Genomic DNA, 16329 nt, shown 5'->3' with positions numbered 1-16329 from the left:
CGAAGGGCGTTTGGCGGGTGGCCTATCCAAAGCTACGGTCGAGCATATTGGCTTTAAGCCCGGCAGAAACATGCCTGGCGGAACTGCTTCCATTTCACAAGGAAACGCTCTAGTTTGCGGGTCATGATCTCGGCACAAGACCTCTCCCCGGCAGAACTGGCGGCGCTTCTGCATTTCCATGCAGATGCAGGTGTCGATTGGCTGCTGGAAGACGAGCCGCTGGATCGATTTGCCGAATTTGCGGCAGGGCGTCAGGCGCGCGCTCCGCAGAGAAGCAGCGAACCGCAACAGCCGGAGATACGAAGCGCACCGCAGCAAGCTGCCCGCTCTCCCCGGCAAGCTGCCCGTGCGCCTGCCGCTGCGCCCCCCGCGCCGGTCAACGTTGCACTGCCGGACGATCAGGCGATCGCTTCGGCACGCTTCGCGGCCGAGAGTGCGCGATCGCTTCTCGAGTTGAAGACCGCGCTCGAAAGCTTCAACGGCTGCAATCTCAAAAACAGCGCCCGCAACACGGTCTTTGCGCAAGGTGATCCTTCATCCGGCATCATGATCGTCGGCCCCATGCCGGATGCGGATGACGATCGGGAAGGCCTTCCCTTTACTGGAAAGACTGGCCTCCTTCTCGACCGCATGCTGGCGGCGATCGGTCTTGATCGCGGCAAGCTGATGCTCACCAACGTCGTTCCCTGGCGCCCGCCGGGCAACCGTTCGCCGTCGGGTCCGGAGATGGAAATCTGCCGTCCGTTCATCGAGCGACAAATCGCTTTGGCCGAGCCGAAAGTACTGTTGCTTCTGGGCAACTTCACAGCGCGTTTTTTCTTTGGCGGCTCCGGCACGATCCATACGATGCGCGGACAGTGGCGTGATGTCGCAGTTGGCCCCAGCACAGCCCCCGCCATTGCAACGCTGCATCCACAGGAGCTTTTGAATGCTCCGGCGAGTAAGTCATTGGCCTGGAACGATTTATTGGCATTCCAGGCGCGCCTGCGCGATCTATGAATGCTTCCTTTTTGATCATTGTAAATAGATTATGAAAAAAGCCATGCAAATGGCGCATAACAGCGACGCATTCGGTTGGATTGCCGAATCTATGCCGCACTGCAATAAGAACCCTGTCTTGGGAGGAAAAGGTTTAAGGAACCAAGGCAATGACCACGCGCTACCGTCCGGTTCATTCCGGCTTTGAAACGCTTCGACTGGCGGGCCTCGGCCCACGCTCCAGTCAGGGCTACCACCGTTTCGGTGTTACAAACGAACAGCTGACCGCTCGTGCTTCGACGCAGCAGGTCCGCACAACCCGTCCTTCGGCGGTTTTTGCAGACTTTCGCGAACGCTGAGACGATCTTTGTGCGGTCACGTCCGCACACGCTGCATGCGTTGCCATGCTGATGAGGCGCCTTTCATGTGGAAGGCGCTTTTGCATTTTCAGACGGTGAGTTTACGCAGCAGCCCTGCCCAATGGAGCAATAGACCCGATTATTCGTGGGCGCTAACCCGTTTCTCGGGCGGAGAATGCTTCTCGAGCCGTCGCGCTTCACCGCGCCACGTTCACTTGGTCCCGTAGCAGTGATTTCGCTTCGAAGAACGCGTCTTCCACGTGCGTGAACTTCCTCGCTTGCCAGCCACAATACTCGCTAAGATAGTCGCGCGACAGCCACATGGGGCTGCGTGGTGTATCATCCACCCAGCCGACGCTGCCTTGGTCGGCGGCTTTGTTCAGAAGCCTTTGCAAATGCGTGCGCGACATCATGAATGTTGAGGCCATCGCCCGAACATCGACATAGCCGATATCGATCTGCTCGTTCTCGGTGTCTCGAACACGACTGACGATCTCGTCCATCACCAAGCCGCCCGCTTCCACCCACTGGAATTGTCCGACGCGCTTTGGCGGCTCGACCCAATGCGGGTCAGCAAGGCAAGCGCGCGCTGCGGCGGGTTGCGCATGCACGACGATCTCGGGATATGCCATCAGAGTTGCAGCGCGGTTTCCATTGTCAATGCCGTCGATGGCGGAGAGGTTTGCAAGGTACCAGTTGAATATTCCCTGCTCGCTGATCTGCGTGGCGCGGTAGCGCTTAGGTCTCGTCGCCGCAGAGCGGTTTGCCTTCTCGAGATAGCGATAGATCTCAAGCTGATCCAAATAGTTCTGCACCGTGTTGCGGCTGGCAACACCAGTAGAGGTGACGACATCGCGCAGTTGCGCGACGGTGAAACCCTGAGCCCGCTGTTCGGCGCTGAGGCCCATCGCCATTTGTGTCAGCAGCCATTTCTGATGGGCGGAGAGCAAGCGCGCAAGACGGGGATTTTCATCGAAACGTCCGCGCAACGTGCGCGCCAGGTGTTGAATCGCACCTAGAAGACCTGGATGAGCAATAAAGTCGTTATAGGAGAAGCTCATCGGCGCGTCTCCGGACTCGATGAGCCTGCGACACTTCTTTCAAACGGGAAAAGAGGGCGCATGACATTTTTCCCGCCCCGTCGATTGATTTTCCTTGGCCTGAAATCCCAACGCAAGATGCATCACCTAAAACCCGCAACCTAGAAGGTACATACCACATTTTTGCGCGTGACCATAAATTTTTCTTAAAATTCACAGGTGTTTATTCATAGTCGGACAGGGTCAGCCGGACGGTGTGGAGGCCTCGCGTGCGGCTTTACGCTGGAGCCCCAACTGGTGCTCGCGGAAGATGATGAAGATGCCTGCGGAAACGACAATGCTGGTTCCGATCAGCATGGTGAGGGTCGGCACATCGCCGAAGAGAACGTAGGAAACGCAGATACCGAGAAGGATCGAGCTATATTCGAACGGCGCGATGGTCGACACTTCCGCGTGACGATAGCTTTCTGTCAGCAGAATTTGGGCTATCCCGCCGGCAATGCCCGCAGAAATCAGCAGACTAGCCTGCTTCATATCCAGCCATTCCCAGCCGAACGGCATGCTGAAGGCGGAAATGAGCGTGCCGGTCAGCGAAAAGTAAAGAACGATCGTGGGGGTACGTTCGGTCACAACCAGTTGGCGCACCTGCACCATCGCCAGTCCACCGAGGACGGCACCAAACAGAACCGCGAGAGCCCCAATGCTTTCGCTCGCCTCAAGGCCGCCATTCTGAAGCAACGTCATCTTTGGCCACAAGATGATGACGACGCCCATCATACCGACGACGACCGCCGACCAGCGGTAGATGCGCACCGTTTCGCCCAGCATCACGGCGGCGAAGACGACAGACATCAGCGGCGAGGCATAACCGATTGCAATGAATTCCGGAAGCGGCAGCAAGGTGAGGCCGTAAAATCCGCACATCATCGACAGAATGCCAAGAAAACCGCGTTTGAAATGGCCGAACAGATTGCTTGTGTGAAAGGCCCGCGTGAGGCTGCGGAGCCATGCCAGATAAAGGATGATGGGAAGGATGGCGAAAGCCGAGCGGAAGAAGGTGATCTGCCCCGCAGGAACATCCGGCCCGGCTGCCTTGATGCAGGTCTGCATGACAAGAAAGAAAGCGACGGAGGTGAGTTTGAGGACAATACCCCGGACGGGATTGTACGTATCTGCACTCATGGGAATTTGCGATCGGGATTTGCAGACGAGATGCCCGCAGATTGGAGTTTGACCCGAGCGCACAGCACAGCAGATCGACTTTCATGTTCATTAGATCATGCTGGCCAACGGAGGTAAACCGATTCGGCGGACCCTGCCGGCCGGTCTCATCGTCTACAGCATCGGCCCGAAAATCAGAATCGATTTTCGCAAAGCACGATGCGTAGATAAAAGACGATAGAGCGTTCATTGTGCGTTCAATAGGACGAACGGCGCTCCAGGGTGGCTGTGGCTGCGCGGAGCGAGCCTCTTTTTCAAGATATTCTCTTTCTACGAGTCCGCAGCTTCAGTAATCGTTCAACATTTCATGAAATCATGCACCGATCAGAAATGCTCAGACGCGGGTTAAAACTTCTGTCTGGTAGTATTTTAGGGACACATGTCCCCCGCCTCTCCATGATGGTGACGCGTGTCGACAAGTTTACTTTCACCCATCATGCCCGCATGATGGTCAGGCAGCGGCAGAAGCAAGGTTCATTCGGGAATAGTTATGCGAACAGATACGGGTCAGATTGTTCAGTTGGCGGATTATCGCCAAACGGATTTCGTGCTTGAACGGGTTGACCTCACATTCGAACTGGACCCACAAAACACAAAGGTGGAAGCGCGACTGATCTTCCATCGCCGCGAGGGCGCCGACAAGGCAGCACCGCTTATTCTCGACGGCGACGAACTGACGCTTTCGAGCCTGCTTCTCGACCAGATCGAGATGCCGACGGCACAATATGACGTGACGCCAGAGCGACTGACGATCCGCGATCTTCCTGAAGAGATCCCCTTCGAAATCTGCGTCACCAATTACATCAATCCGGAAAGCAATACCCAGCTGATGGGTCTCTATCGCACCAATGGCGTCTATTGCACGCAGTGCGAGGCAGAAGGCTTCCGCCGCATCACCTATTTCCCGGACCGGCCGGATGTGTTGGCGCCTTACACGATCACCATCATCGCGGCCAAGGAAGGCAATCCCCTCCTCCTGTCGAACGGTAATTTCCTCGGCGGCGGCAATTATGATGAAGGCCGCCATTTCGCTGCCTGGTTCGATCCTCATCCGAAGCCGAGCTACCTTTTCGCACTGGTCGCTGGCGATCTTGGCGTTGTCGAAGACAGCTTCACGACCATGTCGGGCCGCGAAGTCGCGCTGAAGATCTATGTCGAGCATGGCAAGGAGCCGCGCGCGGCCTACGCCATGGATGCGCTCAAACGTTCCATGAAATGGGATGAGGAGCGCTTCGGCCGCGAATACGATCTCGACATCTTCATGATCGTCGCCGTATCCGACTTCAACATGGGCGCTATGGAGAATAAGGGCCTCAACGTCTTCAATGACAAATATGTTCTGGCCGATCCGGAAACCGCGACCGATGCCGACTACGCCAATATCGAGCGCATCATCGCGCATGAATATTTTCATAACTGGACCGGCAACCGCATCACCTGCCGCGACTGGTTCCAGCTTTGCCTGAAGGAAGGTCTGACCGTCTATCGCGATCAGGAATTTTCCTCCGACATGCGCTCTCGCGCGGTCAAGCGCATCGCAGACGTTCGCCACTTGAAGTCGGAACAGTTTCCCGAAGATGGCGGCCCGCTGGCGCACCCACCTCGTCCGGATAAATATCGCGAAATCAACAACTTCTATACGACGACCGTCTATGAGAAGGGCGCCGAAATCACCGGTATGATCGCAACGATCCTGGGAGAAGACGGCTTTCGCAAAGGAACCGACCTCTATTTCGAGCGTCACGATGGTGATGCGGCGACGGTTGAGGATTTCGTCAAATGCTTCGAGGATGCGACCGGACGCGATCTGACGCAGTTCTTCCGCTGGTATATCCAGGCCGGAACGCCGCTTGTCAGCGCCTCTACCGCTTATGATTCGGCATCCGCGACCTTCACCCTGTCGCTGGAGCAGACGGTTGCACCGACGCCCGGCCAGAGCCGCAAGGAGCCGCTGCACATTCCGCTTTCGACCGCGCTCATTCTGGATAATGGTCAGATCGCCACGCCAATCAAGGTTGAAGGTGGTGAGTTCAAGGATGGTGTCCTGCATCTGACAGAACGCAGTCAGAGCTTCACCTTCACTGGCATTTCGTCGCGACCGGTTCTGTCGATCAACCGCAGTTTCTCTGCCCCGATCAACCTGCATATGGAGCAATCGTCGGACGACCTCATCCAGATCGCCCGTCACGAGACAGACCTCTTCTCGCGCTGGCAGGCACTGACGGCCCTTGCCCTGCCCAACCTGATTGCGGCAACACAGGCCGTGCGGTCGGGCAACGAGCTGAGCGTCGATCCAGCCTTCATCTCGACCCTGATCGAGATCGCTGGCAATGATGAGTTCGAGCCGGCCTTCCGCGCCCAGGCGCTGACTCTGCCGAGCGAGGCGGACGTCGCGCGCGAGATGGGCAAGGACAATGATCCAGACGCCATCCACAAAGCGCGCAATGCCGTCATGCGTGCGGTCGCCAAAGCCGGTATCGAAACCTTCAAGAGCCTCTTCTCAAGCTTCGAAGAGAACGACGACTATTCGCCGGATGCGGCAAGTGCCGGACGCCGTTCGCTGCGCAATATTGCCATGAGCTATCTGTCCTATGCGGAAGAGACACCCGAGCGCGCTGCACAGGCCTTTGCCAACGCCTCCAACATGACAGACATGGCCTATTCGCTCAGTGTCCTGACACAGCGTTTCCCCGACTCTGCCGAGGCGTCCGACGCGCTGGCGACATTCGAGACGCGCTTTGCCGATAATGCGCTGGTGATGGACAAGTGGTTTACGCTTCAGGCTGCCATCCCAGGTGACGGAGCATTGGCACGCATCACGTCTTTGATGGCGTCCAAGCACTTCATCGCCACCAACCCGAACCGTGTGCGTTCGCTGATCGGCACCTTTGCCTTCGGGAACCCCACCGGCTTCAATCGTGCGGATGGCAAGGCCTACGACTTCCTGGCCGAGCAGATCATCGCCATCGACAAGCGCAATCCGCAACTGGCAGCGCGCATTTTGACATCCATGCGCTCCTGGCGGTCGCTTGAGGCAGTGCGCGCCGATCACGCGCGCGAGGCCCTCACCACGATCGAGCGCAGCGCTGGGCTCTCTACCGATGTTCGCGACATTGTCGAGCGCATGCTGAAGGGTTGAAAGCCTCCCCTCCTCTATGTGAAAAGGCCGGACGTCCGGCCTTTTCTTGTTTTAGATCAAGAACGGAATCGCCCTCTTCTCGTAGATTTGCCTGATCGATCGGCATAGAGGAGACGCGACATGACCATCAGCCCAGCATTTCAGAGTTTTGCCAGGCAAGCGCCCGTCCACCACGCAGCCTGGCTACAGGCCGTCGCCGGGCTTGGCACCGCGTCAGCCCTCGACGACAAAACCCAGAGTCTCGTCTATATTGGCATTCTCGCAGCCGCGCGGCTGGAGAGCGGCCTTGCCTTCCACGTTCAGGAAGCCAAGGTGCATGGCGCCTCGCGAGACGAGATTATCAGCGCCGTTCTTGCCGGCCTCCCGGCTGTCGGAAACTGCGTTGTGCAAGCCCTGCCCATCGCGCTTGACGCCTTCGACGACAACTGACGTAAGGGCAGTCAAAACCGTCTTTTTGGAGGTTCGAAAAAAAGCGCGAGTCGGTTCAAAGGGTTAAAAATCTTTTAACTTTCAGCTCTGGACAAGGCGAATCAGCTTTGATTCATTAGACGCAGATTCGAGCAGCGGCGCTTCGAATTTACACGAGGGACATCAAGGCGGGACAATGACGAACGTGCGGCGGGCGACTGCGGGCGATGAGCGACCGTATGCCAGATTTGCTGAAATGGCGGCGTTGGTTCACAGAACGGCGGAGAGCTTCTCTTCAGCCGGAAATCTGCTCGCAAGGCTGTGGCAGGTCCGCAGGCTTGAGACACTGCTCAAGCGTCTCATTCCCATTCTCATTCTGGCATTTCTGGTCGTCATCGCAGCATCGCGCATGTTCGGCATTACCGCGGAATATGGCCGCATGGAGAATGCCGCCCGGCAGACGACGGCGCTTTCCGCGCTGACCGCGCGTGCAGCCCTTTCCGGCGTCGAGACCCTGGCAGCCACGCAGGACCGGGCAGCCGTCGAGCGTCGCCTCAATCAATCCTTTCCCGTCGGCAGCATGGATGACGACACCGTGGTGTTGGTGGCCGGCATAAATGGCCGCGTCTTCGGTGGCGTCGGCCTGCATGCCGCATCCTATGTCGGCACGTCGCTGACTGCCCTCCTTCCTGAAATCGCGATCGTTCGCAGATTCCCCGGTGCGCCAGGAACGATCGAGACGAATATTGACAACACCCCGCATTACGCCACGATGCTGCCGCTTGGTTCCGATGGCGGCATGATCATCACGGCGCGGTCTTTGGAGCCGATGCGCGCGTTCTGGCGCAGCGAAGTGGCGATGAATGTCACACTCTTCGCCGGCATCTCCTCCATCCTGCTCGTCATTCTCTATGCCTACTACATGCAGGTGAAGCGGGCGCGCACCGCCGACGAGGTTTTTGTCGAATCCAACCTTCGCGTCGAGACGGCCCTGTCTCGCGGCCGTTGCGGCCTGTGGGACTTCGATCTTTCCACGCGCCGCATGTTCTGGTCCACCTCGCTTTACGAAATCCTCGGTCTTCCGCCGCGTACCGAACCGCTCTCCTTCAGCGATGCGGCGCGCATGATGCATTCCGAAGACGGAAACCTCTATGAGTTGGCACGCTCGGTCGGCTGCGGTGATCTGCGCCAGATCGATCAGATTTTCCGCATGCGCCACACCCATGGCCATTATGTCTGGCTGCGCGCCCGTGCGCAGGTGATCCACACGGCAAACGGCCCGCGCGTCATCGGCATCGCCATGGACGTGACCGAGCAGCACCGTTTGGCACAGCGTTATGCCGAGGCCGATCAGCGCCTTGCCGACGCCATCGAATGCACGTCCGAAGCCTTTGTCCTGTGGGACAAGAACGACCGCCTCGTGATGTGCAACACGCACTTCCAGCAGGCCTATGGTCTTCCCGACAGCGCGCTGGTGCCCGGCACGGAACGCTCCGTCGTCTATAGTGCTGCAGCCCGCCCGATCGTCGAGCGCCGCGTGGCGGACTCCGATCAATCTGGACTGTCGCGCACCACGGAAGTGCAGCTCGCCGATGAGCGCTGGCTGCAGATCACCGAACGCCGCACCCGCGACGGCGGTCTGGTCTCTGTCGGTACGGACATTACGCTTCTGAAGCGCCATCAGGATCGCCTGCGCGAATCCGAGCGCCGCCTGATGGCAACGATCGGCGATCTCTCCGCCTCCCGCCACAAGCTCGAGCGGCAGAAGACCGAACTTTCGGATGCGAACGCACTCTATCAGGCGGAAAAGGAACGCGCGGAAGCCGCCAACAAGGCGAAGTCCGAATTCCTTGCCAATATGAGCCACGAGTTGCGCACGCCGCTCAACGCCATTCTCGGTTTTTCCGAAATTCTGGTCGCCGAGATGTTCGGCCCGGTCGGCTCGCCGAAATACAGCGAATATGCCCGCGACATCCATGATAGCGGCCAGCATCTGCTGAACGTCATCAACGACATTCTTGATATGTCGAAGATCGAGGCAGGCCATATGCGCATCAACCGCGAGAAGGTCGATCTTGCGCCGTTGGTGGAAGAGACACTGCGCCTGACTGCCATTCAGGCAGCGCAGAAGAACATCACCATCCAGCAGCGGCTATGCAGGAATATGTATATGAGCGGCGACCGCCGTGCCATGAAGCAAATCATGCTCAACCTGCTGTCCAACGCCGTCAAGTTCACCGACGAAGGTGGCCGCGTCGAGCTTCGCACCCATGTGCACGAGAACGGCTTGATGATGACGATTGCCGATACCGGCATCGGTATTCCGACAGCGGCGATCAACAAGATCGGTCAGCCTTTCGAGCAGGTGCAGAGCCAGTATGCCAAGAGCAAAGGCGGCTCGGGCCTTGGTCTTGCCATTTCCCGCTCGCTGGTCAGGCTCCACGGCGGGAAAATGAAGATCCGCTCCTGCGAGGGGAAGGGAACGGTGGTCACCATTCTCATTCCGCATGTGCATGTTGCCAAGGATATGCCCTATCTCGCTTATCAGGCGAGAAACAAGCTGGAGCTCCTGCGCTCGCATAAGCTGAACTAACGGCTTTCGCTTAACCCAGTTGGGTTCGTAAAGCCGCCGAACGGCTTAGCGCGACCGCAAGGTTATCCTGGTCAGTTCGGAGGGAATGCCGAGCCGCAGCGCGAAGCCTGGCCAGAGTGCTGTTCCGTTGTTAACGTAAAGCTTCATGCCCCCGACATCGTAGAAACCGGAGACGAAGCCGTTATTGGGCCGTGCCACCACGCGATCAAGCCCAACGACCATGCCCCCATGCGTATGCCCGGAAAGCTGAACCGCGACACCCAGTGCCGCATTAGCTGCCGCCTGACCGGGCTGGTGATCGAGCAGGATCACAGGTGCACCGGCAGGCGCGCCTATGAGCGCTGCCGCCGTGTCATGCGCTGGAAACGCCGTTCTCGTCGATGAAAGATCGGTGACGCCAGCGATTACAAGCTTGGCGTCGCCGCGCTCGATGACCGCGTTGCTGTTGGCAAGTGTCGTCATGTTGAGGCTCTGGTAATAGGCCATCCACTCCTTGTAGCCGAAGAAGTATTCGTGGTTTCCGGGAATGGTGTAGACGCCATCGCGAGCCTTCAGCTCTGCCAAGGACGCAATGTCGCTGCTTCTCGCTTCAACCTTGCCGTCGATGAGATCACCAGTGATAACGATCAGGTCGGCATTCAGCGCGTTGGTCTTTTCGACCACAGCCCGGGTCCAGGAGGCTGGAAAGAGGCGACTGATATGCAGGTCCGTCAGCTGCACGATCTGATAGCCGTCGAAAGCCGGATCGAGACCCGGAACGGCAATCTCGATGTCCTTCAGCGGCGGCACACGGATCGCCTGGCTAACGGCAAAGGCGGAGAGAGCCAGAGCAACAGCGGCCATTCCATAGCGGACACCGGCAGGTACCAGCGGGAAGTGCCCCTTGAACAGCATCGAGACCAAAGACACCACATCCAGCGCAATCTGGAAGACGGCAAGCAGCAGCATGAAGCCGAAAAGCAGGTTAAAGCAGATGATCAGCGGTCTTGGAAATTCAGGCGAGAACACCGAACCGGACGAGAGGCGACTGAAAAGGTGATATTGCGAAGCGGCGAGAAGCAGCAGCGCAAGGGCGAGCTTCAACGGCCAAACCCAGGGCAGTGGCTGAATGAAGCGGACAGCGACCACTAGCCATGGAATTCCGAAAATAAGGTGAAACATCAAGACGCTTTCGTTTTGGCTTTCGCCATAGGTGGGGATGCCGCCTTCATCAATCCAGCCCGGCAAAATCCGTTCCACCGCCTTGAGCGCTCCCGCATTCTTTTGAAGCACAAAGAACGGATTATCTCCTTGCGCCTATCGATCATGCGCTGGCTTCACGAATCCCCTTTTGAGGACACCAATGACAGGAAAGCCTTGCGGACGGCTTTCGACAGACGCTTTATCTCGCCCTCCAGCGTCGCGATATCGGGGCAATCCCCTGCCCTGCACACGAGATCGATCAAACCCGCAGGCGCCTGTTTTGGATCGAAATCCGTATCGATGCAAAGCCTTATGATCTGCGATAGTTCGGTGAAGAGCCGCATTGCTTCGATGCAATCGTCATGTGTCTGGCGCTCTATCGCTTCTGAGGCCATGCGTTTGAGCGCATCGGACGTGCTCTCTCCCGGCTCATGCAGAGGCAGACCCTTTGCCGGCGCAACCAGTGTCAGATATTGCGCGATGAATTCCAGATCGACCAGTCCGCCGGGGATGAGCTTGAAATCCCAGAGGCTTTCGGCAGGCTTTTCCTTGTCGATCAACTGGCGCATCTCGCGAGCGTCGGCGGCGACCTTGGCGACGTCTCGCTTTTGCGACAGCACCGAGGCAATGATCCGATCGGCATCGGCGATCAAGGTTGCGTCACCGCAGATCAGTCGGGCTCTGGAGAGCGCGAGATGCTCCCACGTCCAGGCTTCTTCGCGCTGGTATTTTTCGAAGGTCGAGATGCGGGTCGCCACCGGTCCTTTGTTGCCGGAAGGTCTTAGGCGCATGTCGACCTCATAGAGCACGCCTTCGGCTGTCGGGGCGGAAAGAGCCGCGATCAGTCGCTGGGTGACCCGAGTGAAGTAGCGCACCGCATCGAGCGGCTTGGGGCCGTCGGATTCGGCACCCCCGTCGTCGTAATCATAAAGCAGAATGAGATCGACGTCGGAGCCGGCGGTCAGCTCGAAGGAGCCGAGCTTGCCCATGCCGATGACGGCGACGCGCCCGCCCGGATAGGCGCCATGCGTCGTCGCCATTTCGACCAGGACGGCATTCAAAGCGGCTTCGATCACGAGATCGGCAAGGTGGGTAAAGGCGCGGCCCGCCACCTCGCCGGTGATCGCACCGGTCAAGAGCCGAACGCCGATCAGGAAGCGCTGCTCGGCAGCGAAAATGCGCAGCCGGTCGAGAATGTCCTCGTAGTGGCGCGCAGGCAAGAGGAAGCCCTTCATGCGCTGGGAAAGATAATCACGAGTCGGGATCTCGGTCATCAGCGCCGGGTCGAGCATGCCGTCGAAGACATGCGGTCGTGCCGCGATGATTTCGGCCAGTCTCGGGGCAGACGACATGATCGTGACCAGCAGCGACAGGAGCGCCGGATTGTTACCGAGGAGGGAGAAGAGCTGGATGCCCGCCGGCAGCCCGGAAAGGAAGTTGTCGAAGCGGAGCAGCGCCTCGTCGGCGCGTTTGCTCTTACCGAAGGCCTTCAGCAGGTCCGGCGTCAACTCGGTCAGCCTTTCGCGCGCCTCGACCGATTGTGTGGCGCGGTAGCGGCCATTGTGCCAGGTGCGGATCACCCGTGACATGTCTTCAGGACGTTCAAAGCCGAGCCGCTCCAGCGTCTTCAATGTGTCGGGGTCATCCTTCTGTCCAGTGAAGACAAGGTTGCCGCTCTCGCCGGACAGCTTCGTTTCCTGCTCGAAGAGAGCGGAATACTGGCGCTCTACCAGACGCAGCACGTCCTCCAGTTTCTCGGAAAATGCTTTGGTGTCGGCAAAGCCGAGCATGAAGGCGATGCGCTTCAATTCGGTTTCCGTATCCGGCAGGATATGCGTCTGCTCGTCGCGAACCATCTGGATGCGATGCTCGACCTCGCGCAGGAACCAATAGGCTTCGGTCAGACTGTCCCGCGTCTCCGCGTCGATCCATTTGGCATCCGTCAGCGCCGCAAGCGCTTCTTCGGTTGAGCGGACACGCAAGGGAGCCATGCGCCCGCCTGCGATCAATTGCTGCGTCTGGGCAAAGAATTCGATCTCACGAATGCCGCCGCGTCCAAGCTTGACGTTATGCCCCTTCACCGCGATCGCCCCGTGGCCCTTATGCGCATGAATTTGTCGCTTGATGGAATGGATATCGGCAATTGCAGCGTAATCGAGATATTTGCGGAAGACGAAGGGCGTCAGTTCGCGCAGGAAGCCCGCGCCCGCCTTGATATCGCCTGCCACAGGTCGCGCCTTGATATAGGCCGCCCGCTCCCAGTTCTGCCCCCTGCCCTCATAGTAAAGCAGCGCCGCATCGACCGGTATGGCAAGCGGCGTTGAGCCGGGGTCGGGGCGAAGACGAAGGTCGGTTCGGAACACATAGCCGTCGGCGGTACGCTCCTGCATGATGCGGATCAGCCGCCGCATCATTCGCCCAAAGATTTCCAGCGCATCCAGCGGATCGGGCACTATGCCAGCCATGGGCTCGAAGAACACGACAGCGTCGATGTCGGAGGAGTAATTGAGCTCGCGCGCGCCGAGCTTGCCCATGCCGAGCACAATGAGACCCGAGCCTTCGCTCGGTGCTTGCGGATCTTTGAGCGTAAGCTTGCCGCTATTATGGTTGGCGAGAAGCAGATGATCGATTGCGGCCGACAGCGCTGCGTCGGCCATGTCGCTCAGCCATCGCGTCGTGTCGCGGGCGGTAAAGATGCGGCCGAGATCGGCCAAGGCTGCAATGAAGGACAGGCGGCGTTTGGCGACGCGCAGCGTCGTCATCACCTCCGCCTCCGTCGGAATGGCGCCATCCTCACCCGGTTGCCAGCAATTGCGAGCTTCCTCGACCAGTCTGCCGAGCGATGCCTCGACCGGTTCCGAAACGGCAAGCGTCAGCAGCCCCTCGTCGGCGCTCGCCGCATCCCGCAGGTGGGGAGACAAGGTGAAGGCGTTGGCGACGAAATCCTTGAGCGGGCTGTCGCCCGCCATCATTTCGGCAATTGCGGGTTCGCGCTTGGCAATGTCTTTCAGAGACGAGAGAACGGATTTCAGTTCGGTTTGGGTGAGTGCACGGATCGTTCCTGGTTGCACTTCATCAAGCCGTGTTGCCGCGAATGCCGCACCTGTCATGGTCTCTCCTCCTGCATGTCACCCTGTTGGACGGGCTTTTTCTCTCCCTGCACCACTGTGCACGCCACAGGCTTCAGGGAAAGAGACATAACCTTACGGCTTGGACGCCGGAAAGACCATGGACACGGTGAGACCAGGCGACGCTGGATTGCCCGGATCGGTATCCGAGAGACGCAGTTCACCGCTGTGAAGCTCCATCACCGCCTCCACCAGCGAGAGACCGAGGCCCGTTCCGGGCTTGGAACGGCTTTCATCCAGTCGCACGAAGCGTTTGATCACCTCGGCGCGCTTTTCAGCTGGAACGCCCGGGCCGGTATCGGCAACTGAAAGGATGATGCCTTCCTCGCTTCGACCAAGCTTTACGACGAGCCGCTTTTCACCGTCATGCCCTGCTGAATATTTGATGGCATTGTCGATGAGATTGGTCAGTGCCTGACCGATCAGCTCGCGATTGCCCTGTACGACCAGTCCAGGCTCGATGGCCGCAGTCAGCGTCAACCCTTCCTCGTCGGCCACGGGTTCGTAAAGTTCGGCGCTGTCTTCGGCAATGGCAGAGATGTCCACGTCGGTCATCTCCGCGGCAATCGAGCCAGCCTCGACGCGCGAGATCATCAAAAGCGCATTGAAGGTGCGGATCAATTGGTCGGATTCGGCGATGATGCCTTCCAGCGCCGCTCGCCGCTTGTTGTCGTCGGGATCATCAAGCGCATCAGCGGCCCTGTTGCGCAGTCGCGTCAGCGGTGTCTTCAGGTCATGGGCAATGTTGTCGGAGACCTGACGTAGGCCTTCGTTCAGCTTTTCGATGCGGCCGAGCATGGCATTCAGCGAACCGGAAAGCCGATCGAATTCGTCGCCGGACCTGCCCTCTGGAAGCCGTTGCGAGAGATCGCCCGCCATGATTTTCTTCGTTGCGGCCGACATGCGATCGAGTCGCTTCAGCGCATTTTGCCCGATGGCAAACCAGATAATGAGCGCACCGCCGCCCATGATCGCCAGCGCCACCATCAGCGCGCTGCGCACCAGCAGCCGGAACTTCGTCGGCTCCCCCAAATCGCGTCCGACGAGAATGCGCAGCCCATTGTCGAGGACGAAGATATTGGCAGTGGCAAGGTGTTTTACGCTGTCGCCGCTTTCGGAGTAGCGCTCATAGGTGAAAGGAAATTCGGTCCAGCCTTCGTTGTCAAACACGCCGGGCTGTACCGAGGCAACGTTGCCGCCGAGGATCTCACCATTCGGTCCGGCGATGACGTAGAGGCTTGCGCCCGGCTGGCGGGCGCGTCGTTCCATCATCCGCAAAAGCGGATTGATCCCGCCACGCTCATAGACGCGCTGAACATCGTTGACCTCCTGCAGCACGGCATCGCGCGTTTGCTGGTTCAGCAGACGTTCCGAAAGTGCGGTGACGTAGAAGACGAGAAACGCCGCGCAAAGCGCAAACAGCAGAATGTAGAGCGCGGAAAGACGGACAGCAGTGGAGCTGAAAAGAAGGCGCAAGCGCGAAGGCATCGTTTAGCCTTCGTCCTTCATCATATAGCCAGCACCGCGGATTGTCTTCAGCAAAGGCTTGTCGAAATCCTTTTCGATCTTGGAGCGCAAGCGCGAGACGTGAACGTCAATGACATTGGTCTGGGGATCGAAGTGATAATCCCAGACATTTTCCAAGAGCATGGTGCGGGTCACCACTTGGCCGGCATTCTTCATCAGATATTCCAGCAGGCGGAACTCACGCGGCTGCAGCAGGATTTCCTTGCCATTACGGCGCACGTCGTGCGAAAGCCGGTCGAGCTCGAGATCGCCGACGCGATAGATCATGTCCTGCTCGGGCTTGCCCTTGCGGCGACCAAGCACCTCGATCCGGGCAAGAAGCTCGTTGAAGGCATAGGGCTTGGGAAGATAATCGTCGCCACCGGCGCGAAGGCCGGTTACGCGGTCATCCACCTGACCAAGCGCCGAGAGAATAAGCACGGGCGTCTCGACACCCTTCCTGCGCAATTCTGAAATAACGGAAAGGCCGTCGCGACGTGGCAACATGCGGTCGACGACCATCACGTCGTAAACATTTTCGCAGCCCATAAACAGGCCGCTTTCGCCATCACTGGCGTGGTCGACAACAATACCAGCTTCACGGAATGCCTTCGTCATATAGGCGGCGGCTTCCAAATCATCTTCAATAACAAGTATTTTCATGTGGGGAACATTAACGTCGATATCATCCAGCGCACAACTGGAAAGAGGTTCGCCCGCAGCATTATGCAGATGACTTTCCACGGATTGGCTTCTGAGTTCTGCCATGATGATA

Annotated in this window: 11 protein-coding genes; 5 read left to right on the top strand and 6 right to left on the bottom strand. The window is 58.6% G+C overall.

Translation table 11 applies throughout. The annotated features are described in order from the left end of the window. Window positions 1–123 precede the first annotated feature (123 nt). Window positions 124–999 (top strand): uracil-DNA glycosylase, encoded by an 876-nt coding sequence (locus tag ACTJKV_RS04085; RefSeq protein ID WP_274103924.1) that lies wholly within the window; start codon window positions 124–126, stop codon window positions 997–999. Window positions 1000–1148: 149 nt separating this feature from the next. Next, entirely contained in the window at window positions 1149–1337 is a 189-nt protein-coding gene (locus tag ACTJKV_RS04080; protein WP_062425727.1) for a hypothetical protein, read from the top strand. A 197-nt stretch (window positions 1338–1534) separates the two neighbouring features. Here the strand turns inward: ACTJKV_RS04080 and ACTJKV_RS04075 are convergent, their stop codons facing one another. Together ACTJKV_RS04075 and ACTJKV_RS04070 are read right to left on the bottom strand one after the other, a co-directional pair. Next, a complete protein-coding gene (locus ACTJKV_RS04075; protein WP_062425728.1) occupies window positions 1535–2398 on the bottom strand; it encodes a hypothetical protein in 864 nt (287 codons plus the stop codon). A 222-nt stretch (window positions 2399–2620) separates the two neighbouring features. After that, a complete protein-coding gene (locus tag ACTJKV_RS04070; RefSeq protein WP_274103831.1) occupies window positions 2621–3559 on the bottom strand; it encodes a DMT family transporter in 939 nt (312 codons plus the stop codon). Window positions 3560–4088: 529 nt separating this feature from the next. Here ACTJKV_RS04070 and pepN point away from each other — a divergent pair. The 3 genes from pepN (at window position 4089) to ACTJKV_RS04055 (ending at window position 9738) form a co-directional block, all read left to right on the top strand. Then, a complete protein-coding gene (pepN, locus tag ACTJKV_RS04065; protein ID WP_274103832.1) occupies window positions 4089–6737 on the top strand; it encodes an aminopeptidase N in 2649 nt (882 codons plus the stop codon). Between the two features lie 120 nt (window positions 6738–6857). Beyond that, window positions 6858–7166 (top strand): carboxymuconolactone decarboxylase family protein, encoded by a 309-nt coding sequence (locus ACTJKV_RS04060; protein ID WP_062425731.1) that lies wholly within the window; start codon window positions 6858–6860, stop codon window positions 7164–7166. A gap of 175 nt (window positions 7167–7341) precedes the next feature. After that, window positions 7342–9738, top strand: coding sequence for a PAS domain-containing sensor histidine kinase (locus ACTJKV_RS04055; protein ID WP_274103833.1), 2397 nt, complete (start codon window positions 7342–7344; stop codon window positions 9736–9738). 45 nt (window positions 9739–9783) lie between these two features. On the opposite strand, the gene ACTJKV_RS04050 is transcribed toward ACTJKV_RS04055, so the two are convergent. The 4 genes from ACTJKV_RS04050 to ACTJKV_RS04035 all read right to left on the bottom strand — a co-directional run bounded on the left by ACTJKV_RS04050 (window position 9784) and on the right by ACTJKV_RS04035 (window position 16322). Continuing rightward, window positions 9784–10899, bottom strand: coding sequence for a metallophosphoesterase (locus ACTJKV_RS04050; protein ID WP_274103925.1), 1116 nt, complete (start codon window positions 10897–10899; stop codon window positions 9784–9786). A gap of 155 nt (window positions 10900–11054) precedes the next feature. Next, window positions 11055–14030: a bifunctional [glutamine synthetase] adenylyltransferase/[glutamine synthetase]-adenylyl-L-tyrosine phosphorylase gene (locus tag ACTJKV_RS04045; protein WP_274103834.1), complete on the bottom strand. Its 2976-nt coding sequence runs from the start codon at window positions 14028–14030 to the stop codon at window positions 11055–11057. A gap of 93 nt (window positions 14031–14123) precedes the next feature. Then, window positions 14124–15536, bottom strand: coding sequence for a sensor histidine kinase (locus ACTJKV_RS04040; protein ID WP_113225312.1), 1413 nt, complete (start codon window positions 15534–15536; stop codon window positions 14124–14126). Window positions 15537–15539: 3 nt separating this feature from the next. After that, a complete protein-coding gene (locus ACTJKV_RS04035) occupies window positions 15540–16322 on the bottom strand; it encodes a response regulator transcription factor (protein WP_274103835.1) in 783 nt (260 codons plus the stop codon). Between the last annotated feature and the right edge of the window lie 7 nt (window positions 16323–16329).

The organism is Agrobacterium sp. 22117 (genome assembly GCF_052045735.1).
In the GTDB taxonomy this organism is placed as follows: domain Bacteria; phylum Pseudomonadota; class Alphaproteobacteria; order Rhizobiales; family Rhizobiaceae; genus Agrobacterium; species Agrobacterium cavarae.
The sequence above is the reverse complement of the archived record's forward strand: the minus strand, read 5'-3'. Positions and strand labels throughout refer to the sequence as shown.